At 52.2% G+C, this 21,597-nt stretch carries 18 protein-coding genes; 12 read left to right on the forward strand and 6 right to left on the reverse strand.

The annotated features are described in order from the left end of the window. The first annotated feature begins 2 nt into the window (after window positions 1-2). Both envZ and N8M53_RS00585 read left to right on the forward strand, forming a co-directional pair. Window positions 3-1,328 carry a two-component system sensor histidine kinase EnvZ gene (envZ, locus tag N8M53_RS00580; RefSeq protein ID WP_269579123.1) on the forward strand — a complete coding sequence of 442 codons (1,326 nt, stop codon included), beginning with the start codon at window positions 3-5 and terminating at the stop codon, window positions 1,326-1,328. Window positions 1,329-1,428: 100 nt separating this feature from the next. Continuing rightward, window positions 1,429-1,824, forward strand: a complete 396-nt coding sequence (locus N8M53_RS00585) for a GntR family transcriptional regulator (RefSeq protein WP_077771870.1) — start codon at window positions 1,429-1,431, stop codon at window positions 1,822-1,824. Here the strand turns inward: N8M53_RS00585 and recG are convergent. The 5 genes from recG to gmk form a co-directional block, all read right to left on the reverse strand. Beyond that, window positions 1,809-3,887: an ATP-dependent DNA helicase RecG gene (gene recG, locus N8M53_RS00590; RefSeq protein ID WP_269579124.1), complete on the reverse strand. Its 2,079-nt coding sequence runs from the start codon at window positions 3,885-3,887 to the stop codon at window positions 1,809-1,811. The two genes, N8M53_RS00585 and recG, sit on opposite strands and share 16 nt — an antisense overlap. A gap of 38 nt (window positions 3,888-3,925) precedes the next feature. Then, window positions 3,926-4,627: a tRNA (guanosine(18)-2'-O)-methyltransferase TrmH gene (gene trmH / locus N8M53_RS00595; RefSeq protein WP_269579125.1), complete on the reverse strand. Its 702-nt coding sequence runs from the start codon at window positions 4,625-4,627 to the stop codon at window positions 3,926-3,928. Between the two features lie 80 nt (window positions 4,628-4,707). Further along, window positions 4,708-6,807 (reverse strand): bifunctional GTP diphosphokinase/guanosine-3',5'-bis pyrophosphate 3'-pyrophosphohydrolase, encoded by a 2,100-nt coding sequence (spoT, locus tag N8M53_RS00600; protein ID WP_269579126.1) that lies wholly within the window; start codon window positions 6,805-6,807, stop codon window positions 4,708-4,710. Between the two features lie 27 nt (window positions 6,808-6,834). Then, entirely contained in the window at window positions 6,835-7,107 is a 273-nt protein-coding gene (gene rpoZ, locus N8M53_RS00605) for a DNA-directed RNA polymerase subunit omega (RefSeq protein ID WP_046074663.1), read from the reverse strand. 114 nt (window positions 7,108-7,221) lie between these two features. Then, complete coding sequence (gene gmk, locus N8M53_RS00610) at window positions 7,222-7,845, reverse strand: guanylate kinase (RefSeq protein ID WP_269579127.1); 624 nt, start codon at window positions 7,843-7,845, stop codon at window positions 7,222-7,224. A gap of 381 nt (window positions 7,846-8,226) precedes the next feature. Here gmk and N8M53_RS00615 point away from each other — a divergent pair, with 381 nt between their 5' ends. Both N8M53_RS00615 and N8M53_RS00620 read left to right on the forward strand, forming a co-directional pair. Next, window positions 8,227-9,144 (forward strand): phytanoyl-CoA dioxygenase family protein, encoded by a 918-nt coding sequence (locus tag N8M53_RS00615; protein ID WP_269579128.1) that lies wholly within the window; start codon window positions 8,227-8,229, stop codon window positions 9,142-9,144. A gap of 131 nt (window positions 9,145-9,275) precedes the next feature. Further along, a complete protein-coding gene (locus N8M53_RS00620) occupies window positions 9,276-10,379 on the forward strand; it encodes a glycerophosphodiester phosphodiesterase (protein WP_241837203.1) in 1,104 nt (367 codons plus the stop codon). Window positions 10,380-10,569: 190 nt separating this feature from the next. Here N8M53_RS00620 and N8M53_RS00625 read toward each other — a convergent pair whose 3' ends face one another. Then, window positions 10,570-11,886 carry an MATE family efflux transporter gene (locus tag N8M53_RS00625; RefSeq protein ID WP_269579129.1) on the reverse strand — a complete coding sequence of 439 codons (1,317 nt, stop codon included), beginning with the start codon at window positions 11,884-11,886 and terminating at the stop codon, window positions 10,570-10,572. A 677-nt stretch (window positions 11,887-12,563) separates the two neighbouring features. Between N8M53_RS00625 and N8M53_RS00630 the strand changes: the two genes are divergently transcribed. The 8 genes from N8M53_RS00630 to N8M53_RS00665 all read left to right on the forward strand — a co-directional run bounded on the left by N8M53_RS00630 (window position 12,564) and on the right by N8M53_RS00665 (window position 21,520). Beyond that, window positions 12,564-13,589, forward strand: coding sequence for an ABC transporter permease subunit (locus tag N8M53_RS00630; protein WP_077771876.1), 1,026 nt, complete (start codon window positions 12,564-12,566; stop codon window positions 13,587-13,589). A 1-nt stretch (window position 13,590) separates the two neighbouring features. Next, window positions 13,591-14,634, forward strand: coding sequence for an ABC transporter permease (locus N8M53_RS00635; protein WP_269579130.1), 1,044 nt, complete (start codon window positions 13,591-13,593; stop codon window positions 14,632-14,634). A 46-nt stretch (window positions 14,635-14,680) separates the two neighbouring features. Further along, on the forward strand, window positions 14,681-16,507 hold the full coding sequence (locus N8M53_RS00640) for an extracellular solute-binding protein (protein ID WP_269579131.1): 1,827 nt from the start codon (window positions 14,681-14,683) through the stop codon (window positions 16,505-16,507). An 8-nt stretch (window positions 16,508-16,515) separates the two neighbouring features. Then, complete coding sequence (locus tag N8M53_RS00645; protein ID WP_269579132.1) at window positions 16,516-17,382, forward strand: ABC transporter ATP-binding protein; 867 nt, start codon at window positions 16,516-16,518, stop codon at window positions 17,380-17,382. 15 nt (window positions 17,383-17,397) lie between these two features. Continuing rightward, complete coding sequence (locus tag N8M53_RS00650) at window positions 17,398-18,285, forward strand: ABC transporter ATP-binding protein (RefSeq protein ID WP_077771880.1); 888 nt, start codon at window positions 17,398-17,400, stop codon at window positions 18,283-18,285. A 289-nt stretch (window positions 18,286-18,574) separates the two neighbouring features. Next, on the forward strand, window positions 18,575-19,591 hold the full coding sequence (locus N8M53_RS00655; protein ID WP_269579133.1) for a TRAP transporter substrate-binding protein: 1,017 nt from the start codon (window positions 18,575-18,577) through the stop codon (window positions 19,589-19,591). A 62-nt stretch (window positions 19,592-19,653) separates the two neighbouring features. Then, window positions 19,654-20,211: a TRAP transporter small permease subunit gene (locus N8M53_RS00660; RefSeq protein WP_269579134.1), complete on the forward strand. Its 558-nt coding sequence runs from the start codon at window positions 19,654-19,656 to the stop codon at window positions 20,209-20,211. Continuing rightward, complete coding sequence (locus tag N8M53_RS00665) at window positions 20,204-21,520, forward strand: TRAP transporter large permease (protein ID WP_046074672.1); 1,317 nt, start codon at window positions 20,204-20,206, stop codon at window positions 21,518-21,520. The genes N8M53_RS00660 and N8M53_RS00665 overlap by 8 nt, the downstream gene beginning before the upstream one ends. Window positions 21,521-21,597 lie beyond the last annotated feature (77 nt).

Consider the following 21,597-nt stretch of genomic DNA (forward strand, 5'->3'; position numbering starts at 1 on the left):
CGATGCGGATGTCACCGCGGACTAACTTTGCACGTACCTTGTTTATCTTGGCTGGCTTGTTAATTGCCAGCCAAGTTTTTTCTTATCTGACCATCGTCAATTATGCCTTGCTGCCCAGTTTGCAGCAGTTCAACAAAATCCTCGCCTTTGAAGTGCGCCTGATGCTGGAGGAGGACTGGTACCTCAAAGACGGTGAAGTGCTTCATCTTGGTGAACCTGTGCGGCGGCAATTGTTGGAGCAGATTGGCGTCACCTTGCATGCGCCCAATAGTGAGCAAGCGGTGGCGTTTAAAGATGCCATGGAAATTGATTATTTAAGCGAGCATATCAGCGAGGAGTTGGGCACCCAAACCGAAGTACGCTTGGTCAGTGGTGAAGACAGCTACGTGCTGTGGCTGAAGTTTGACCAGATTGATGACTTTTTAATGCGGATCCCGCTTTCCGAGCTGCATCAAGACGATTTTGCCCCTTTGTTTCAATACAGCTTAGTGATTGCTTTGTTGGTGATTGCGGGCGGGTGGCTATTTATCAAGATGCAAAACCGCCCACTTGTGGCCCTTGAGCGCGCGGCGTTAGATGTGGCAGATGGCCGTTTTCCCGATCCTGTGCCGCCACGAGGGGCGTCAGAAATTCAGGCGGTGACGGTAGCATTTAATAAAATGTCAGCGGGTATCCGTAAGTTGGAAGAAGACCGCGCCTTGCTGATGGCAGGGGTTAGCCATGATTTGCGCACGCCACTGACGCGCATTCGCCTTGCCACTGAAATGATGTCATCGGATGATGCCTATTTGGCCGATAGCATTACCGAGGACACCGAAGAGTGTAATGAAATCATCAACCAGTTTATGGATTACTTGCGCGCCGTGCAGCAGCAAGACCCTGATCCTGTCGACTTAGCGAGCATTTGCCGCGATGTGGCGAGTAATCAGCAACAAATGGGGGTCGATATTGATCTCGACCTAGGGGCATTGCACGGAGAGTTATTTGCTAACTCGGTAGCGTTAAAGCGTGCGGTGACCAATTTGGTGGTTAATGCGGTGCGATACGGCCATGGTTGGGTCCGTCTCGGTTGTGGCAGCAATGCCGATCACACCTATCAGTGGGTGGAAGTGGAAGACAATGGCCCGGGGATCGAGGCGAGTTTAGAGAATTCGCTATTTCAACCTTTTACCCGCGGTGACACCGCTCGTGGTAGCGAAGGGACAGGCTTAGGGCTGGCGATCGTGAAACGCATTGTGGAACAACTTCACGGTGATATTCGCTTGTCGTCACGCACTGAAGGTGGGTTAAGAATTCAAATGACGTTTCCTGTGGGCAATAAAAAATAACGTCCTTGTGTGCGTGTGACCACGTTTTTGGCCGCGGAAGTCGCGGAAACAGGGGGGTAGGCCATACTGTCATAGAGACTCAATACACTGGGAAACGGCCATGCGTTTATCGCTAGACAGTCAGGATCCGACACCTAAATTTCAGCAGCTGATTGACCAAATTCAACGGCATATTGCCAGCGGCACCCTCTACCCCGGTGCGCGACTTCCCTCGGTGCGGCAACTGGCCAAAACATTGGCGATGAACCCAATGACGGTGTCGCGCAGCTATCAACAATTGGCCGACGAAGGCTGGCTTGAGCGTTTACCCGGTGTGGGTATGCAGGTGAGTGAAACCATGCGCCCGGCTGAGCCCGAGCAGCGTTTGCACTACGTTGAAGGCGCACTGGCGCACTTTATTCAGGCGGCCAGTGAAGCGGGATACAGCAAGTCAGAAACTATGGCGCTGATCATGACGCACTGGGAGCGTTACAGCGCCGATCAGGCATTAGAATAGTGGGTTTTATGCCCCAGCCAGCGGCGAATAATCGCTTGAGCATGTTGTGGGTAGTGTTGATGTAAGTGCGTGGCCAGTTTTTGCACTTCAGGGATCAGCCCCTGATCTCTGACCAAGTCAGCAATCTTAAACTCAGCCAGCCCAGTCTGGCGGGTGCCGAGAAGCTCGCCGGGTCCACGAATATCGAGATCGCGCTGCGCAATCACAAAGCCGTCATTGCTATCGCGCAGCACCCCAAGCCGCTGACTGGCGGTTTTGGATAAAGGGGCATGGTAAAGCAGTACACAATGACTGGCGACGGAGCCACGGCCGACACGGCCACGCAACTGATGTAGCTGGGCGAGTCCGAGCCGCTCGGGGTTTTCAATGATCATCAAACTGGCATTGGGCACGTCTACACCCACTTCAATCACCGTTGTCGCCACCAATAACTGTAACTCGCCTTGCTTAAACGCTTCCATTATCGCTTGCTTTTCTGCCGCTTTCATTCGCCCGTGAACCAAGCCAATTTTCAGGTTGGGGAGGGCTTCTTTAAGCGCGGTGGCTGTGTCTTCGGCGGCTTGCGCTTCTAAGGCGTCGGACTCCTCAATCAAGGTACACACCCAATACGCTTGTCGACCGGCTGCACACGCGGCACTGACGCGGGCGATGATATCGTCGCGGCGGGTGTCGGGGACGGCGACGGTTTGGATGGGGGTGCGCCCTGGGGGTAATTCATCGATGACGGACGTTTCAAGATCCGCATAGGCGGTCATCGCCAAGGTACGGGGAATGGGGGTCGCGGTCATGATAAGCTGGTGCGGGTGGGCGCCTTGCTGCTCGCCTTTCTCTCGCAGCGCGAGACGTTGGTGAACGCCAAAGCGGTGTTGCTCATCAATAATCACCAACGCTAGGCTGTCGAAGTGGACGCTCGCTTGAAACAAAGCATGGGTACCGACCACCATTTTCGCTTCGCCGTCAGCGATGCTTGCTAGGGTTTGCTCCCGCGCTTTCCCTTTTAGCTTGCCGGCCAACCAACCGACTTGAATGCCCAGTGGCTCGAGCCACTGAGCGAAGTTAGTGGCGTGTTGCTCGGCCAGTAGCTCGGTCGGTGCCATCAACGCGACTTGATGGCCTTGTTCAATGGCTTGCAAGGCGGCGAGCACGGCGACCAAGGTTTTACCTGCACCCACATCGCCTTGCACGAGGCGCATCATTGGAAACGGCTTGGCCAAATCTGCGCTGATCTCGCTCACCACTCGGGTTTGCGCGCCGGTGGGAGTGAAAGGCAAGTTGTCTAACAGACGCTGCCCTAATGACTGACTGGGCGCGAGGGCAAAGCCTTTCACTTGTTGGGCATGATGACGCACAGACAGCATCGACAGATGCTGGGCAAGAAGCTCTTCAATGATCAAGCGTCGCTGAGCAGGGTGTTGCCCTGCTAGTAAGTCTTCCAACACGGTCTCGGGCGGCGGACGATGTAAAAGGTGTAATGCATCGCGCAGCGAAAGCTGTCTATCGTATAAGCCCTCGGGTAGCAGCTCGTCGACGCCACTTTTGTCTAACAAAGCCAGGGCTTGATCGGTCAGGCTACGCAGCGTCGCTTGGCGCAGCCCCTCCGTCGTGGGATACACGGGGGTGAGGGTTTCTTCCATCACCAGTTCGGTGGGCTCAGAAAATACCTGATACTCGGGGTGAATGATCTCCAGCCCGTGCTTTCCGCGTTTGAGCTCGCCGTAGGCTTTTACTTGCTTGCCTACCGCTAAACTGTTTTTCATCGCGGCATTAAAATTGAAAAACCGCAGCGTTAACGCGCCGCTGCCATCTTGCACTCGGACGGTGAGCATCCGGCGACGGCCAAACACGGTGTCATTGTGGGTGATTTCCCCTTCGATGGTGGCATGTTGACCCGGTAAGAGACTCGCGACCGGCCACACACGAGTGCGATCTTCATAACGATAAGGCAGGTGAAACAATACATCCTGCACCGTATGCAGGCCTATTTTCGCCAGTTTTTCCGCCATTTTGCTGCCAACGCCACTTAAGGTATCAACAGTCACCGCACTTAGCATCGAAGATCGCATCCGTTTCTCTACTGATTCACTCTGGCTCGCGTGTCGGGCTAACGTGGATGTTTGGCCGACTGCATCTGTGCCCACCACGCCTCGTCGGCCACAATTTGACCGTGTTCATCTAGGGGCGGATAAGGCAAGCCTTTTTGTTTTGCCACGCGGGCAAGCACCGGGTGACCACGCTCGAACAAAATGTGGTGAACCTCGTGGTCGGGCAAGCGTGTCTTATCCAACTGGTACATGCCAGCCGCTTGGCGTTGGCGCTGTGCTTCGTACAAAATCAAGGCACTGGCCACTGACACATTGAGTGACTGTACCATACCCACCATAGGAATGAGGATGTCTTGGTCTGCTTTATCCAGTGCTTCGCGACTGATGCCTTGTTTTTCTTGCCCCAGCACGATGGCCGTCGGACGGGTGTAGTCAATCTCGCGAAAATCGACCGCGGTATCCGATAAGTTGGTGACTAACACCTGCATCCCTTGGGCGTGCATGGTCTCAAAGGCTTCTTCCGTGGTGTTGTGAGTCACCACATCTATCCAGTTACGCGAGCCGGCCGATGTGCCACCGAGGGTGCGCATCTTGGTGCCCTCTGGCCACACCGCATGCATGCGGTGGACTCCCACGGCGTCGGCAGTGCGAATGATGGCGGAAATATTGTTGGGCTTGTGAACTTGCTCCATGCAGACAGTGAGATCAGGCTGGCGTTGGGCCAAGACCTGATGAATGCGTTCAAAGCGTTCAGGGGTCATGATTCAATTCCGTCAATAACAGGCAAAAAACGGTGACGCCCGCCAAAAGGCGGGCGACAGGTAATGATGGGTTGGGGCACTCAGTTTTTCTGGCGGCTCACTTTCACCACATTAGGCATCACGCGAAGGCGGCGCATAATGTTGGCCAAATGCACTCTGTCTTTGGTCGTTAAGCGAACAAAAATGGTGTACAGGCGACCATCGCGCTCCTCGGTGGTTAACCCTTGGATATTGGATCCGGTTGCGGCGATGGTATTGGTGAGGTCGGCCAATGCCCCCTGGTGGTTTTGCATATCCACGCGTACCCGGGTGCTGAACTCTTGCTCAAAATCGTCCGCCCACTCGACGGGCATATATTTGTCCGGCTCTTGGCGGTGGCCGCGGATGTTAGCACAGGTTTCACGGTGGATAACCAAGCCTTTACCTGGGCTGACATGGGCAATGATCGGGTCACCTGGGATCGGACGACAGCAATTGGCATAAGTCACCAAGATGCCATCGGCACCACGAATCGGCATTTTACCCTCGGTGGGGGCAGCCGGGTCTTGGTCAAGCAGGCGACGTGCAATCACCACGCTCATGAGTTCGCCAAGGCCAATCGACGCGAGTAAGTCGTCGCTGGTTTTTAGCTTCAAGTCACTCAATACTGCGTCAACGCGCTCAGGGTCGATATCCGGGAGGTTTTGCTCTCCAAGCGCATGATTGAGCAGGCGACGCCCTAAGGTTACCGACTCTTCACGACGCATGGTTTTTAGCACTTGACGGATTTTTGTCCGTGCCCGCGCCGTGACCACATAGTTGAGCCAAGCGGCATTCGGACGCGCCCCCGGAGCGGTGATAATCTCAACCGTTTGACCATTTTTGAGCGGCTGGCTCAGCGGATAAGGCTGACGGTTAACCCGCGCGCCGACACAGGTGTTGCCCACATCGGTGTGGACGGCATAGGCAAAGTCGACCGCGGTCGCATCGACAGGCAGCTCGACAATCCGCCCCTTGGGGGTAAAGACGTACAGCTCGTCGGGGAAGAGATCGGATTTAACGCTCTCGATAAACTCAAACGAGCTGCCTGCGCTTTGTTGCAGCTCGATGATGTTCTGCATCCAACGTTGCGCCCGTTTTTGCGCGGTGGTGCCAGAAGGCCTGTCGGCGCCACTTTTATACGCCCAGTGTGCAGCAACCCCTTTATCTGCCATTTGATCCATGTCTTCGGTACGAATTTGTACTTCAACCGGGACACCGTGCGGACCAATCATAGAGGTGTGCAGTGACTGATATCCGTTGGCTTTGGGCACCGCGATATAGTCTTTGAGCCGGCCTGGGCGTGGCTTATACAAGTTATGCATTTGCCCCAGCACGCGGTAGCAGGTATCGAGATCACCCACAATCACCCGAAACGCGTACAAATCCATGATGGTGTGGAAACGCTGCTCTTTATTCTTCATCTTGTTATAGATGGAGTAGAGGTTTTTCTCTCGGCCCAGTACACGGGCTTTAATCCCCGCATCTTCCAGGCGGCCTTCAATTTCCGCATGGATTTTTTGGATCATTTCTTTGCGGTTACCCCGTGCCTGCGCGATCACCTTTTTAAGCACGCGGTAGCGATTGGGGTACAAGGCTTCAAAACCGAGCTCTTCCAGCTCGACTTTTATATTATGGATACCCAGACGATGGGCGAGGGGGGCGAAGATTTCTAGCGTTTCACGGGCAATACGGCGCTTTTTATCTGGGCGGAGGGCGCCCAAGGTACGCATATTGTGGGTGCGGTCACTCAGTTTTATCAGGATCACGCGAATGTCATGGGCCATCGCCATGACCATTTTGCGAAAGTTCTCGGCCTGGGCTTCTTTACGGTCGCGAAATTTAAGCTTATCAAGCTTAGACACCCCGTCGACCAAATCGGCCACCACATCACCAAAGCGTTGCTGCAGGTCCTCTTTGGTCACCTCAGTGTCCTCAATGACATCATGCAGCAATGCCGCCATCAGGGTTTCACAGTCCAAGCGCATTTCCGCTAAGATACGTGCCACCGCGATGGGGTGAATGATATAAGGTTCGCCGGTTGAGCGAGTTTGCCCGTCGTGGGCATCCCTGGCTACTAGGTAGGCTTGCCGAAGCGCTTCAAGCTGCGACTCCGGCAAATACTGGCTAGCAACTTCTTTCAGGCTATCAAATAGATACAAACGGCCTGTCCCTGATAAATGCAGCGTTTAACGTTGACCAGAAATGGTGCTTACCGCGGCCATTTCAGCGGCTTCTTGCTCTTGCTTTTCCTGACGCTCACGTGCGTCGAGGACTTCTTTGTTGATCAGTCCTTCTTCAACTTCACGCAAAGAGATCACTGTGTACTTGTCGTTTTCTTCTGCAACGAGGGCATCTTTGCCGCCGGTTTGCATTTGACGGGCGCGGCGAGCCGCAACCAGAACGAGATCGAAGCGGTTACCAATTTTTTCAACGGCGTCTTGAACAGTTACGCGTGCCATGAAGGACTCCAGCTATGTCATCAATAGGTCATTCAAAATGACCGAAAAGTATACAAAAGGCCGCGACCTATTGCCAGCCTTGGCTGGGGCAATGGTCACGTCTCAATGTGGTGGTTAGTCAGCCAACAGTTCGTCGATCATCGCATGATACTTGCTGGCTTGTTTGGCTAGTGCCATCCGCTCGGCACGGATGATGGCCTTAATATCCATCAATGCGACATCAAAGTCATCATTAATAATCAGGTAATCATAATCAGCATAGTGAGAGATTTCGGAGCGTGCTTCTTGCATGCGCTGTGCGATCACCTCTTCACTGTCTTGACCACGAGTGGTCAGGCGTCTTTCTAGCTCTTCTCGGCTGGGAGGGAGAATGAAAATACTCTTGCTGTTCGGCATTTGCTGACGAATTTGTTCAGCGCCTTGCCAATCGATATCGAGGAAAATATCGACACCATTATTGAGCATTTTTTCAATCCATACCCGGGATGTGCCGTAGTAGTTGCCGAATACCTGTGCGTGCTCTAAGAACGCTTCTTGCGCAATCAGTGACTGAAACTCTTCCACGGAGACAAAATGATAGTGCACGCCATCTTCTTCACCTGGGCGCATGGCGCGCGTCGTGTGAGACACAGACACTTTCATGTCATAGCGAGGGTTATCATTCAGCAACGCTGAAATCAGACTGGATTTGCCCGCACCACTTGGGGCGGAAACAATGTAAAGCGTACCTTGGCTCATGGATTGATCACTTTCACTGGCTGATGCCCATCCGCAGTATAGCGTATACGTACAGGCGTCGATCGACGAATAGATAGTTGTTCCCCGTGGGAGGCGCGCAGGGTAGCACGAACTCATTTGGATTTGAACGGGATCGCGGTGAAAGCGATCATTAAGATGGCTTGTCATGACGCATAGCGGTTGTGGGTTTACAAAGGTTCACTGTTCGATGTGGAGCTGGTAGGGTAGCGCGCAGTTATCTAAGAAGATGCATAGCACGCGTTGGGGGTTGATTTTAGATTAGCCGCCCACACCTGTGTTGTGTGCAATTCACGCCCTTTAGGGCCTCAAACAGCGAGAAGATATCACTAAAAAACGAACGACATGAAGGAGGTGTCAATAATGGAAGGTACACCCGATTTGTATCCCTCACGCGTCAATGGAAAAGAAACCCTCTCCCCACGTCTAGACCCTGTTGTGTACGGCAGTGCGCAGCCAGAGGTACCGCATAGTTTAAGCCAGCACGAGCTGGATACGTTCGAGCGCCAAGGCTTTCTGGTTATGAAGGATTACATGCCGGAAATGGTGGCACCGCTTAAGCGTGAAATAACCCGTTTGCGCGATGATATGGCCGGCTATGAAGAGCTATATACCGAGCCGGATAGTGACGAGTTGCGCACTATTTTTAAACCTTTTGCCTACAGTGATTTGATCGATCGCTTCTCACGCGATCCGCGCATTCTCAATAAAGTGCGGCAAATTTTGGGCTCGGATGCATATTTGATGCAATCGCGTGTCAATATTAAGCCTGCGTTTAAAGGCAAGTCGTTTCCTTGGCATTCTGACTTCGAGACTTGGCACGTTGAGGATGGAATGCCACGGATGCGAGCCGTGACCGTATGGCTGATGTTAACCGACAACACCGAGCACAATGGGCCTTTGTATGTGATCCCCGGCTCGCACCATCATTATGCGTCTTGTGAAGGCAACACCGGCGAAAAAAACTATCAGCAATCGCTGAAAAAACAAATGCTGGGCGTGCCCAAGCCAGAGACCATGGACGCATTGTTAGAAGACAATGGCATTGCCTCGGTAACGGGACAAGCCGGTACCTTGGTGTTCCATGATTGTAACTTGATGCATGGCTCACCCGATAATATCGCCAACGACCCACGTTCGATTTTAATGTTCGTTTATAACAGTGTGGAAAACAAAACGGTGAAGCCATTTAGTGGGTTGCCACCGCGCCCACACTATTTATCTAACCCCGACCAACGCCCCCTGCAGGCAGTAGAGTCACTCTGGCCGCTGGCTTCCTAACCGTGTTGACGCCCACCTCTTTGTGGGCGTTTTTATTTTTTCGCTTTAAATCAGGGTTTTGCTATGCTGTCTCGATAATTGAACAAGCGTTTAATTATCTCGCCAACTTCAACGACATTAAGGAGTTTCCGTTGAACACATCATTAAAAGCGACCCTGAGCGTGACAGCTACTGCCCTGAGTGTGGCCAGTGCCGTATCCTTCTCTTCTTTTGCTCAAGCCAGTGACACGGCGTTAAGCGCACAACTTGGCATTGCCGATCACGCGGTCATTGCCCACCGTGGTGATTCTTACAATGCACCAGAGTCGACCTTGCCGGCTTACCAGCTTGCCTGTGAAGTGGGAGCCGATTATCTCGAGCTTGACCTACAGCGCACCAAAGACGGCAAATTGATCGCGGTGCATGACGACAACCTTAAGCGCAACACCAATATTGAGACAGTCTATCCTGAGCGTGCCGACGATCCGGTCAATACCTTTACTTGGGCAGAGCTGGAAAAACTGGATGCCGGTAGCTGGTATAACCAAGCCTATCCCGAGCGCGCACGAGAAAGCTTTAGCGGCTTGAAGCTAGTGACGCTGGATCAGGTACGTGAAATCGCGGAAGACTGTGCGCACCAGCCTGGGCTTTATATTGAAACCAAGGTGCCTGAGTTCTTCCCGGGGATTGAGCAGGATTTGAAGCAAGACTTGACCGAGCATGGTTGGTTAGATGACGACGCCAAAGGCAAAGTGATCCTGCAGACCTTTAACAAATCGAGCCTTGAAGCGCTGCAGGATGTGATGCCGAATGTGCCAAAAATCTTGCTGCTGTGGGCAGGTGATGGCTACATTCCCACTAAAGACAGCGCGCCGAAAGCGGATGATGAGTCTTACGCTCAGTACTACGCGCGTCAAGAAGTGGCCTCAAAATCCGGCTACGCAGAATGGTTGGATTATGCCAAGGAGCATGGCGCCATCGGTGTGGGGCCGTCGGGCACCCAAGCCAACTTTGATGATGCTTGGTCAAGCCAGTTTAGCTATATGGACTTGGCGAAGTCTTGGATGGTGGATATGAGCCATGAAAAAGGCTTGCTGATGCACATGTATACCTTGGACGATCGCGAAGATTTGATTCGTTACCGCGAGCGCGGTGTGGATGGCTTCTTTACCAACCGTCCTAACGTGGCGGTTAAAGCCTTAACCGACAGCGACGGTAAAGACATTGAAGCGACCTTAACGCAACTGGGTTATTAACCCCGCGCGTCAACTGTATTTACCTTTTGAGCCCGCCTGTTATTAGCGGGCTTTTTTAGTTATGTGCATCGACTGGAGCCGCACGCAGACACGCCGTTAATCCATCCCTGGAGGCTCCGCCGCGCCATCCTTGGCGCGGAGGGTCTGCTAAGCGAATCCAGTCGATGATAGCAGCGAGCATCGACTCAGTTTAGCGGGACTGATGCGCCATCAGTTTAGCCAGCGTACGTCGGTACATGGCATAAGCCACTGCGCCCGCAAGGAGGTTACCGATTAAGGCACCGGCAAATAGGCCAAATAGCTCGCCAATTTGTGCGCCTAGCCAGAGGCAGGGCAGGAAAAACGCAAATAGGCGGAGCGCAGAAATGGTCAGCGCGGTGTATGAGCGGCCTAATGCATTGGTAATTGACACCATCAACATACACACCCCTAGCGCGCCCAGGCTAAACGGCACTAGCGTAAGGTGAGTGTACAAGATATCGGTGACTTGTTGATCGCTGGTCATCAAGTCCGCCAAGGGAGCGGCAGCAAGCCAGGTCACCACGGCAATCAGCAATTGAAAGCCGAGAATAAACTGACACGCTAACTTAACCAAATGGCGCACTTCGGTCAGATCGCCTTTACCCAGCAAACGACCCACCATGGGTGGCATCGACATGGTTAATGCCAGCACCGAGACAATGGCAAAGAATTCAAAGCGTGAACCCAGTGCCCAGGCGGCCACTGCCGCTGAGCCAAAGCTGGCGAGCAGCTTGGTGGCCAGCATGGATGACACCGGCGGCAGCAGCTGGCTTATCATCGCCGGCCCCATAATATGCCCAATCGAACCCACACTTTGTTTGATGTTTAAGTCCTGCCAGTCAAACGAAACCCAGCCTTTGCCGAACACGCGAGGCGCGACAATGGCAATGCCAGCGCCAAACGCAATCAAGGTTGCCACGGCCGCGCCATTAATGCCCCAATCGAGCCAAAAGATAAATACCGGGTCGAGCGCAAGGTTTAATAAGCTGGTGACCACCATCATGGAGCCGGGCAACATGGTGTTGCCATTGGCGCGTGCCAGGCTATAAAAGAAGTAAAGCACTGCGCCTGTCCAGGCACTGACTAACCAAATTTGCCAATAGCTATCAATTACCGGAAATACCTTGTCCGGCGCATCGAGCAACATCAAGATTGGATGGCGCAAGGCGTAGAGCAAGCCGGCAAACAGAGCAACGCCTGCGGTGCCAATAAATAGAATCAGGCCGCCTAATTGTTTGGCATAGCGGCACTGATCGGCCCCGAGCGCGCGTGAGATCACCGCCGTGGTCGCAATCCCGAGGCCGACTTGAATGCCGATAATGATCATCTGAATGGGCAAGGTGAAGCCTTGTGCCGCGAGAGGTAGCACGCCCAACTGACCAATGAAGGCGCTATCGACAAGTTGAAAACTCATTAGTGACAGTACGCCAAACAGCATGGGTAAGGTGGTCGAGAACAAGCGCTTTGCGCGAGAAGCAGACTCCATCAGGCACTCTTTGCGTTAATAAAGGGAAAAAAGCCGAGCAGGAAGCGGCTCGGCATAACCTGACCAATTGTAGAGGATTGCTAAAAATTACCAACCCCTAATAAATGCGGGTATTCAGTGTTTGAACTCCTGACCCTAAGTGTGCAAGGGGTGATTAGAGGCGCTACTGCATACCATAATTGATGTTGGTGATTTGTGCTGGTGGTCTAGGTTATGGTGAAACAAATCACTATCACTGTTGCGCCGGTTTTGGTGAATGAATATGAGAATAGATGAGGCGGGAAGATGGATTGTCTTTTTACCAAGACAGGCTGTCGCGGTGGGTTATTGGTAAGTGAAGTGACGAAAAGAGACAATGTTTCGGTGAAATGTCAGTTTTATTGCATTTTAAACCAAACTTTTGTGACTATTGAGTGAAATATTTATTGCTTTTGGTGATAAGGAAGCTAGCACAACGCAGTAGAAAAACGGCATAGTTTTCGCTGTCTTGTAGCAAAAAAATCACTTCTAACAGGCCGTTATCGTTGATCGTGACTAAAAATCGAGATAAATATAGACCACTTTATGTGAGTGTGTAATACGTAGTGTTGCTTTCAGTGCTTAGGATGGCCAAGAGAGCACAACGGCAGGTTCCATGACCTGCAAAAATATCAGACAGTGGACAGGGAGTAGTGGCTATGCTGTCGTACTTTTTACGCCGGTTACTGTTGGTGATCCCGACATTTCTCGGCATTACCATTTTGATCTTTGGTATCACCCGTCTTGTGCCGGGTGGGCCGGTCGAGCGAATGATGACGCAAATGCAGGCACAAGCCGATGGCGGCTCGAGCTTGCAACGTGCTGGTGACAGCTCGGCGTTATCGGACGATCAGATTGCCGAACTTAAGGCATTTTACGGCCTCGATAAACCCGTGCTAGAAGCCTATGTCGATTGGCTGGGCAAGCTCGCCAACTTCGATCTGGGTGAGTCGACGCGCTACTACGAGCCGGTCACCGACATGATCGCCGAGCGTCTGCCCGTCTCCTTGTTTTACGGCGGCATGACCTTCTTCATCAGCTATTTTATCTCTCTTCCGCTCGGGTATTACAAAGCCCTCAAACACGGTTCAGTGTTTGATTCGTCCTCCTCTGTGCTGATTTTTATTGGGTTTGCCTTGCCTGGCTATGTGGTCGGGGTATTACTGATCACCTTGTTTAGCTATCACCTCGAATGGTTCCCGATGGGGGGCTTTGTGGGCGATGCCTACTACGACGCGACCAGCTTTTGGGAACGCGCCAAAGATGTGATGTGGCATGCGGTACTGCCGCTGATTTGTTATCTGATTGGTGACTTTGCCACCCTGACCATGACGATGAAAAACAACCTAATGGAAAACCTCTCGGCGGACTATATCCGTACGGCGATTGCCAAAGGGTTACCGTTCCGCTCGGCGGTGCGCAAGCACGCGCTGCGCAACAGCTTGATCCCGATTGCTAGCCATTTTGGCAACTCGTTGTTGTTCTTTATGACCGGCGCGTTTTTGATTGAAGTCATTTTCAATATCAATGGCATCGGCTTACTTGGCTATGAGTCAATTATGGAGCGCGATTATCCGGTGGTGATGGGCATTGTCGCCATCAATGCGCTATTACTGCTGGCCGGCAATATTATCTCCGATATCTGTGTTGCCTTGGTTGACCCTCGCGTGAAGTTTGGATCTTGATATGTTGACGTTTAGCCCTTTAACTCAAAAGAAAATCCGCAGCTTTAAGCAAATTAAACGCGGTTATTGGTCGTTTATCATCTTGACCACCATGCTGGTGTTGTCGCTGTTTGCCGAGCTTTTTATCAACAGTAAAGCGTTAATGGTCAAATACGACGGTGAATATTATTTCCCGGTACTGAGTGATGTGTACTTGGCGAGCGACTTTGGTCAAGTGGGGACCAGCGAAGCCAACTATCGTCAACTTGCCAAAGCCTTTGAGGCACAAGGCGGTGACAATTATGTGGTGATGCCCCTAGTGCCATGGAACCCACTGGAGCAAGATTTTAGCGGGGATTTTCCACCGACAGCGCCGAGCGCTGAGCATCAGCATTACCTTGGCACCGATGAGATTGGTCGCGATATCCTCGCTCGCTTGGTGTACGGCTTTCGTATCGCCATGGGGTTTGCGTTACTCACCATGGCCGCTTCCTATGCGATTGGTACAGCCGTCGGCTGTGCGATGGGTTTTTGGGGCGGCAAGTTTGACCTTTTCTTCCAACGCTTTATCGAAATCTGGTCGATGGTGCCGTTTTTGTACGTGATCATGATTTTGGTTTCGATTCTTCAGCCCACGTTTGCCCTGTTTGTAGGGATTAACGTGCTATTTGGCTGGATGGCGATCACCTGGTATATGCGCACCATGACCTATAAAGAGTCAGCGCGTGATTATGTGATGGCCGCGCGCGCACTCGGTGCCTCGACCAGCCGGATCTTATTCCGGCATATTTTGCCCAATACCATGGTGATGATTGTGACTTTGGCGCCCTTTACCATCGCACTCAATATTACCGCGTTAACAGCGCTGGATTATCTCGGCCTTGGGCTGATGCCGCCGACGCCCAGTTGGGGCGAGCTGTTACAGCAAGGCAAATCGAATTTGGACGCACCATGGATTGTTGCGTCCGTGGTGACCTCACTGGTGGTGGTATTAGTGATGGTGACCTTCATTGGTGAAGCGGTGCGCGCGGCGTTCGACCCGAAAAAATTCACCCGTTACGACTAACGTTAAACACAATGTGCAATGTTTGAATCACGATAAGGAAATCACGATGAAAAAACTGATCCTTGCGACCTCAATTTCGATGTTTAGCCTGACTGGCTGGGCGGCGGATTTGCCTGAAAACCTTAATTGGCAAACCAATTGGGATGCACCTAAAATCGGCTCTCCCAACGCCAAACGTGGCGGCGTTTTGCGCTCACACTTAAGCTCCTTTCCCCAGACGCTGCGCACGGTTGGCCCAGACTCCAACTCAGGCCTGCGCAGTTATTTTCTCGATGAAATGCCTTCATTGGTAAAGCGCCACCCAGACACACTGGAATGGATCCCGGATTTGGCCAATGAGTGGGCGTTTGGCGACGACCACAAAACCATCTACTTCAAGCTGAACCCAGAGGCGACCTGGTCGGATGGCGAGCCCGTCACCGCCGATGATTTTGTCTTTATGATGCAGTTCTACCGCTCGAAAGACATTGTTGCGCCTTGGTACAACGAGTACTACACCAACACCATTGGTGGGGTCGAGAAAATTGATCAACACACCATTGCTATATCGACTGCAATAGAGAAAAGCGACGAAGATCTGATGTATACCTTGGGTAGTTTGGTCCCACGTCCCGCGCATTTTTACGCCAATCCGAGCAAAGATGAAAACCAAGATGGCATTGCCGACGACTTTGTACGCCGCTATAACTTCAAAGCGACCCCCACCGTGGGCCCGTACGAGTTAGCGCGGGTGCAAAAAGGCCGTAGCGTCACCTTTGAGCATGTCGATGACTGGTGGGGCTACACCAACCCGTATTATCAACACCGTTATAACGTCGATAAGATCCGTCTGCGGGTGATCCGGGATAACGATATCGCCATGAAGCACTTTGAAAAAGGCAACTTGGATGTGTTCGACTTGCTATTACCGGATGTGTGGCACGACAAAACCCAATCTGAACCTTATAAAAAAGGCTATATCACCAAATTCTGGGGCCACAACGAATTACCGGTTGGCGCGGGTGGTTTATGGATGAATACGGCTATGCCGCTACTGGATGACATCAATGTGCGCAAAGGCATCATCTATGCCACGGACTTTGATGGCATGATTGAAAATATTACCCGTGGTGACTACTCACGCAAGCCACATGCAATGGGGCATGGTCATGGTGAGTACGACAACGATGGTGCGACACCGCCAGCGTTTGACCCTGAAAAAGCGATCAGCTATTTCGAAAAAGCTGGCTTTGACCAAGTGGGCCCCGATGGCATTCGTATTAACGACAAAGGCGAGCGTTTAAGCTTTGCCATCACTTATGGGTACCAACACCACACCCCACGCATCGCTTACTTGAAAGAGCAAGCGAAAAAAGCAGGGTTGGACTTTACCATTCACCTGGTTGATGGCTCATCGGCGTTTAAATACATACTGGAGAAAAAGCATCAGCTGGCGTTTCTCAATATGGGCACCTCAGAAATCCCGGCCTATTGGGAATACTTCCACTCGGATAACGCTAATAAAAAGCAAACCAACAACCACACCAATTACAGCTCCCCGGCGTTGGATAAGCTGATCATGGCGTACAAAACCGAGTTCGACATGGCGAAGAAATACCAGCTGTCGCACCAGATCCGCGCTAAGATCTCAGAAGCCAGTGTGATTGTACCTGGGTACATGGTGCCGTATGTGCGTCAAGGTTTTTGGCGTTATGTACAAATCCCAGACAACGCAATGACCAAGCGCACCGAAAAAATGGTCACCAGTGGCCGGGTGATGGGCTTTGGTACCTTCTGGATTGATGAAGAGATGAAAGACGCCACCGAAGAGGCGATGGATGACGATAAAGCCTTTGAGCCGGTGACCATCATTGATGACAGATACAAGCTGTAGGGGCGATTATGACGCAGGATGTCATTCTTTCGGTTAAGGATTTGACCGTTAGTTTTACCACTGACGACGGCCCCCGTGAGGTACTTCACGGGGTAAGCTTTGACGTAAAAGCCGGGCGCACGCTCGGCTTGGTGGGCGAGTCGGGCAGTGGCAAAAGTGTCACAGCGATGTCGATCATGGGCCTGCTCCCCAAGCCCTACGGCCAGGTGACGGGCGGCGAAATCTTGTACCGCGGGACCGACTTGGTGACCTTGCCCGCCAAAGAGCGCTACGCGATGCGTGGCAATCGGATCTCGATTATCTTTCAAGACCCGATGACGGCACTGAACCCGGTGCATACCGTGGGTCGGCAAATCAATGAAGTTTTGATGCTACACCGCCCAGAGCTGGATAAAAAAGCGCGCGCGGCGTGTGCGCTCGATATGCTGGCCAAGGTGAAAATCCCGATGCCAGAAAAGCGACTGAACGAGTACCCGCATAACCTATCCGGTGGGATGCGTCAGCGGGTAATGATCGCCATGGCACTGGCCTGCAAGCCCGATATCTTGATTTGTGATGAGCCAACCACCGCCTTGGATGTAACTGTGCAGGCCTCGATTTTGGACTTGATTAACGAGCTGCAAGAAGAAACCGGCATGGCGGTGATTTTTATCACTCACGATCTGGGGGTAGTCGCCGAGGTGTGTGACGATGTGGCGGTGATGTACGATGGCCAAATTCGTGAACGGGCGGATATTTTCACCCTCTTTGATCACCCATCCCATCCGTATACCAAGCGTTTATTGGGATTAATGCCGGGGCGTCACCATCAACCCAAACAGATGATTGATATTCGCCCGTTGGAAGCGTTTGATGCCGCGCCATCATCCCCGTAGTTGCAGGAGAACGCGATGAGCAAGGAAGTCCTCAGAGTAGAAAACCTGAAGCAGTATTTTGTCTCGGGCAAAGGCCTGCTTCGTCAAGGCTACACCATTAAAGCCGTCGATGGCGTATCGCTCTCGGTGTCACAAGGTGAAACCCTCGGGCTGGTGGGTGAGTCGGGGTGTGGCAAAAGCACCCTTGGCCGTACCATGCTTAAGCTGTTTGAGCCTACCGAAGGGAAAATTTTCTTTGAAGGTAAAGACATCACCCATTTATCGCCACGTCAGATGCGGCCACTGCGTAAAGACATGCAGATTGTCTTTCAAGATCCGCTCGAGTCGCTAAACCAGCGTCACACCATCGGCGGGATCTTAGAAGAGCCCTTTATTATTCACAATATAGGCACCGCGAAAGAGCGTCGCCAATGGGTACTTGAGCTGCTAGATAAAGTCGGATTGCCCCACGATGCGGTCAACCGCTACCCGCATGAGTTTTCGGGCGGTCAGCGCCAGCGGATTGGTATTGCGCGGGCGATTGCCCTTAAACCGAAACTGCTTATTTGTGACGAATCCGTCTCCGCTTTGGATGTATCGGTGCAGGCCCAGATTCTTAACCTGTTGCTGAAACTCCAGCAAGAGATGAACTTGGCGATGATTTTTATCTCCCACGACTTATCGGTGGTTCGTCATATCTCCGATAAGGTGGCAGTGATGTACTTTGGTCATGTGGTGGAAGAGGGTCCGACCGAAACCGTCTATCATCAGCCGCAGCATGAGTACACGCAAAAGTTACTCTCTGCCATTCCGATCACCCACCCTAAATACCGCAAGCACAAGCGCCGCGCTGAGCAACCGGCCGCTGACGCGGACGCAAGGGATGAGTCGGTGGACGAAAAAAAGCCTGAAACCACCCGCTAGCACCGTTTCCCCACCCTGTTTCAGGGTGGGCATCGGCTCATGCTTGCGCTTTTTGCCGAGGGCGATATCCCGATAACCGCCAATGTGGTGTGTCTCACACTTCTTCCTCTTTGCTTTATCCTTGTGACAAATTAATCAATAACTGTGAGTGCGATCTCTGTTCATGCATCAGTGTTACCGGTAACTTTACAGCGTAGAAGGTTGGTAACATAACAATTACATCCAGCATTTCGACCACTCGCATTCCAGCTTGATGGAATAAATGGAAATAAAACAAGGACATCCTACTATGAAAGCAATAACGAAAACCCTGCTCGCTGCCTCTATCTCTGGCTTGTTCTCTATGTCAGCGATGGCGGCGGATTTTAATCTGAAAATCCAATCGTCTGATCCCTCAGGTGATCTCAACTTTAAGGTTCAGCAGCGCTGGGCTGACCGTGTGGAGACCATGTCTGATGGCCAAATCAATATTGATTTATTGCCTGTTGGCTCTGTGGTGAAACACACCGAGACGCTCGGGGCGATAAAAATGGGGATCCTGGACGGACATGTCACCGCCACGGGCTACTTTTCCGGCAAAGATCCGGCCTTTGGCTTGATTGGTAATATGGTCGGTGCTTGGTCCGATACAACCCAGCTGCTGCAATACATGAATTACGGTGGCGGGAATGAGCTGATGACCGAGCTTTACGCCCCGTATGGTGTGCAGTTTGTAGGCGCATCGACCACGGGCGTTGAGTCGTTTATTTCCAAAAAACCGATTGACGGCGTGGCTGATCTTAAAGGACTCAAGCTGCGTGCCCCAGAAGGCTTGGTGCAGCAAGTGTTTGCCGCCGCTGGCGCCACACCGGTTAACTTGCCGGGCTCGGAAGTGTTTACCGGTCTGAGCAAAGGGGTGATTGATGCGGCCGATTACACCGTGTTTTCCACCAACCAAAAAGCAGGCATGAATGACATTGCACCGCACCCAGTGCAACCAGGCTTCCACTCGTTGCCACTGATTGATATCTCTATTGCGCAGAAAAAATGGGACAAGATGCCGGAAGACTTGCAGACCATTTTGAAAACCTCGGTGCGGGATTTTTCTTACGACATGACCACCCAGCTGAAAATGGCAGATATGGCGGCAGTGAAAGAGGCCAAAGCCAACCCAGAGATCACTATCCACGATTGGTCTGACGAAGAGCGCAAGAAGTTTCGTGAAATCGCCAAAACCCAATGGAAGGTGTTTGCCGAGCGCTCACCCAATGCACAAAAAGTGTATGACTCAGTCACTGATTTCTTAGAAACCAATGGCTTGTTGTAAGCATTCATCCTTGTCTTGTCAGTGATAGGAGGGCATCGCCCTCCTGATTGTGGACCTATTTTATGACTGAACAAACGCCTCATACCCCGCCCGAGCCCGACGAGCACCCAAGAAACGTACTCGATAGAGCGATCATTAAGGTGAGCCACTTATTAAGTTGGCTATTTATCGCCACCGTTTTTATCTCGTTTTACGAAGTGGTGATGCGTTACCTGTTTGATTCGCCCACCACCTGGGTGCATGAAACTGCCTCATTTATCGGCGGCTCCTTGTTCATTATCGGTGGGATTTATGCCTTTGCGGCCAACCGCCATGTGCGTGTGGTCTTAGTTTACGACGCGGTATCGTCACAAACGCGCAAATACCTCAACCTGGTTCATCACCTCGTCGGACTCGCGTTTGCCAGCATGCTGGCCTATTCATCCTACTCGCTTGCCAAGGAAGCCTGGTTTGCACCTTGGGGCGAGCTACGACTTGAGACCTCGGGGTCTGTGCTCAATGCGCCCTATCCGGCGCTGCTTAAAGGGCTGATTTTTATCGCGCTGTGCATTCTTGTGCTCCAGTTTGTATTGCATCTCATCCAAGAGCTGGTCGGGCTGAGGAACAAAGACGATGTTTGATTTATCTTCGATTGGACTGGCGTGGGGAAGCCTGCTCATGCTGGTGATGCTGATTGGATTGCTACTCACTGGGATGCAATTGGCGTTTGTGTCTGGGTTTGTGGCGATCTTTTTTACCCTCTTTTGGTTTGGCCCCGAGGCGATGCCATTAATTGCCAGCCGTACCTACAGTTTTGCCTCTGGTTACGTCTTTTTAGCCGTGCCGATGTTCGTATTAATGGCGGCACTACTTGACCGTTCAGGCATCGCCAAAGATCTTTTCGATGCCATGAAGTCCCTAGGGCGCAAGGTGAGAGGCGGGGTCGCGGTACAAACCATTTTAGTCGCGGTGTTGCTGGCTTCTATGTCTGGCGTGATTGGCGGTGAAACCGTGCTATTGGGGATCTTGGCGTTACCGCAAATGCTCCGCCTTGGTTATGATCGCAAGCTGGCGATCGGGACCACCTGTGCCGGGGGTGCGCTGGGGACCATGCTGCCGCCCAGTATCGTACTGATCATCTATGGTATGACCGCCAGTGTGTCGATTGGTGATTTGTTCAAGGCATCCTTTCTCCCCGCCTTCATTCTCGCCGCTTGTTACATCGCTTATGTGTTGATTCGTTGTAAGTTAAACCCGTCACTGGCGCCGATCCCAAGTGACAGCGGGGAAGACGATGAGCCGCAAGTGAGCTACTTTAAAGCGTTGTTTTTCCCACTTTTCTCGGTAGCCGTGGTACTTGGCAGTATTTACACTGGAGTGGCCTCGGTCACTGAAGCCTCGGCGCTTGGCGTGGTGGGGATCATGCTGTCTGCGATTGTCCGTGGTGAGATGAACCTTTCGATGCTCAAAGAGAGCGCAATTGCCACTATGCGTACTTGCGGGATGATCATGTGGATTGGCATTGGTGCCAGCGCCCTGGTGGGAATCTACAACCTGATGGGCGGGATTGATTTTGTTGAACAAGTGATCCTGAGCCTAAGCGGCGGCAGTGCGATAGGTACCTTGCTTATCATGATGGTGATCTTACTCGTCTTAGGGATGTTTTTAGACTGGGTCGGGGTGGCGCTGTTAACCATGCCGATTTTTGTGCCCATCATCACCGGGCTTGGTTTTGACCCCATTTGGTTCGGGGTGGTGTTCTGCCTCAACATGCAGGTGTCGTTCCTTTCGCCGCCATTTGGACCCGCTGCCTTCTACCTTAAATCAGTCGCCCCGAAAGACATTAGTCTTGGTGAGATTTTTACCTCACTGCTGCCTTTTATCGCCCTGCAAGTGTTCGTGCTGTCATTGGTGATTATCTTCCCTGAGTTGGCAATGTGGTGGCAATGATCATGGTATTAAAACAGCAATATCGAGTTCTCAAGGTGTTATCGCTAGCGTGTGGCTTGGCTAAGGGTTGTGGTGTG

The sequence above is a fragment of the Salinivibrio kushneri genome, assembly GCF_027286325.1.
GTDB classification, from domain to species: Bacteria; Pseudomonadota; Gammaproteobacteria; order Enterobacterales; family Vibrionaceae; genus Salinivibrio; species Salinivibrio kushneri_A.

Bases quoted from the DNA above. Each gene is read 5' to 3' on its own strand.
- envZ (WP_269579123.1), top strand. From the start codon at position 3: ATGCGGATGTCACCGCGGACTAACTTTGCACGTACCTTGTTTATCTTG.
- N8M53_RS00585 (WP_077771870.1), top strand. From the start codon at position 1,429: ATGCGTTTATCGCTAGACAGTCAGGATCCGACACCTAAATTTCAGCAG.
- recG (WP_269579124.1), bottom strand. From the start codon at position 3,887: ATGCGATCTTCGATGCTAAGTGCGGTGACTGTTGATACCTTAAGTGGC.
- trmH (WP_269579125.1), bottom strand. From the start codon at position 4,627: ATGACCCCTGAACGCTTTGAACGCATTCATCAGGTCTTGGCCCAACGC.
- rpoZ (WP_046074663.1), bottom strand. From the start codon at position 7,107: ATGGCACGCGTAACTGTTCAAGACGCCGTTGAAAAAATTGGTAACCGC.
- gmk (WP_269579127.1), bottom strand. From the start codon at position 7,845: ATGAGCCAAGGTACGCTTTACATTGTTTCCGCCCCAAGTGGTGCGGGC.
- N8M53_RS00615 (WP_269579128.1), top strand. From the start codon at position 8,227: ATGGAAGGTACACCCGATTTGTATCCCTCACGCGTCAATGGAAAAGAA.
- N8M53_RS00625 (WP_269579129.1), bottom strand. From the start codon at position 11,886: ATGGAGTCTGCTTCTCGCGCAAAGCGCTTGTTCTCGACCACCTTACCC.
- N8M53_RS00630 (WP_077771876.1), top strand. From the start codon at position 12,564: ATGCTGTCGTACTTTTTACGCCGGTTACTGTTGGTGATCCCGACATTT.
- N8M53_RS00635 (WP_269579130.1), top strand. From the start codon at position 13,591: ATGTTGACGTTTAGCCCTTTAACTCAAAAGAAAATCCGCAGCTTTAAG.
- N8M53_RS00640 (WP_269579131.1), top strand. From the start codon at position 14,681: ATGAAAAAACTGATCCTTGCGACCTCAATTTCGATGTTTAGCCTGACT.
- N8M53_RS00645 (WP_269579132.1), top strand. From the start codon at position 16,516: ATGACGCAGGATGTCATTCTTTCGGTTAAGGATTTGACCGTTAGTTTT.
- N8M53_RS00650 (WP_077771880.1), top strand. From the start codon at position 17,398: ATGAGCAAGGAAGTCCTCAGAGTAGAAAACCTGAAGCAGTATTTTGTC.
- N8M53_RS00655 (WP_269579133.1), top strand. From the start codon at position 18,575: ATGAAAGCAATAACGAAAACCCTGCTCGCTGCCTCTATCTCTGGCTTG.
- N8M53_RS00660 (WP_269579134.1), top strand. From the start codon at position 19,654: ATGACTGAACAAACGCCTCATACCCCGCCCGAGCCCGACGAGCACCCA.
- N8M53_RS00665 (WP_046074672.1), top strand. From the start codon at position 20,204: ATGTTTGATTTATCTTCGATTGGACTGGCGTGGGGAAGCCTGCTCATG.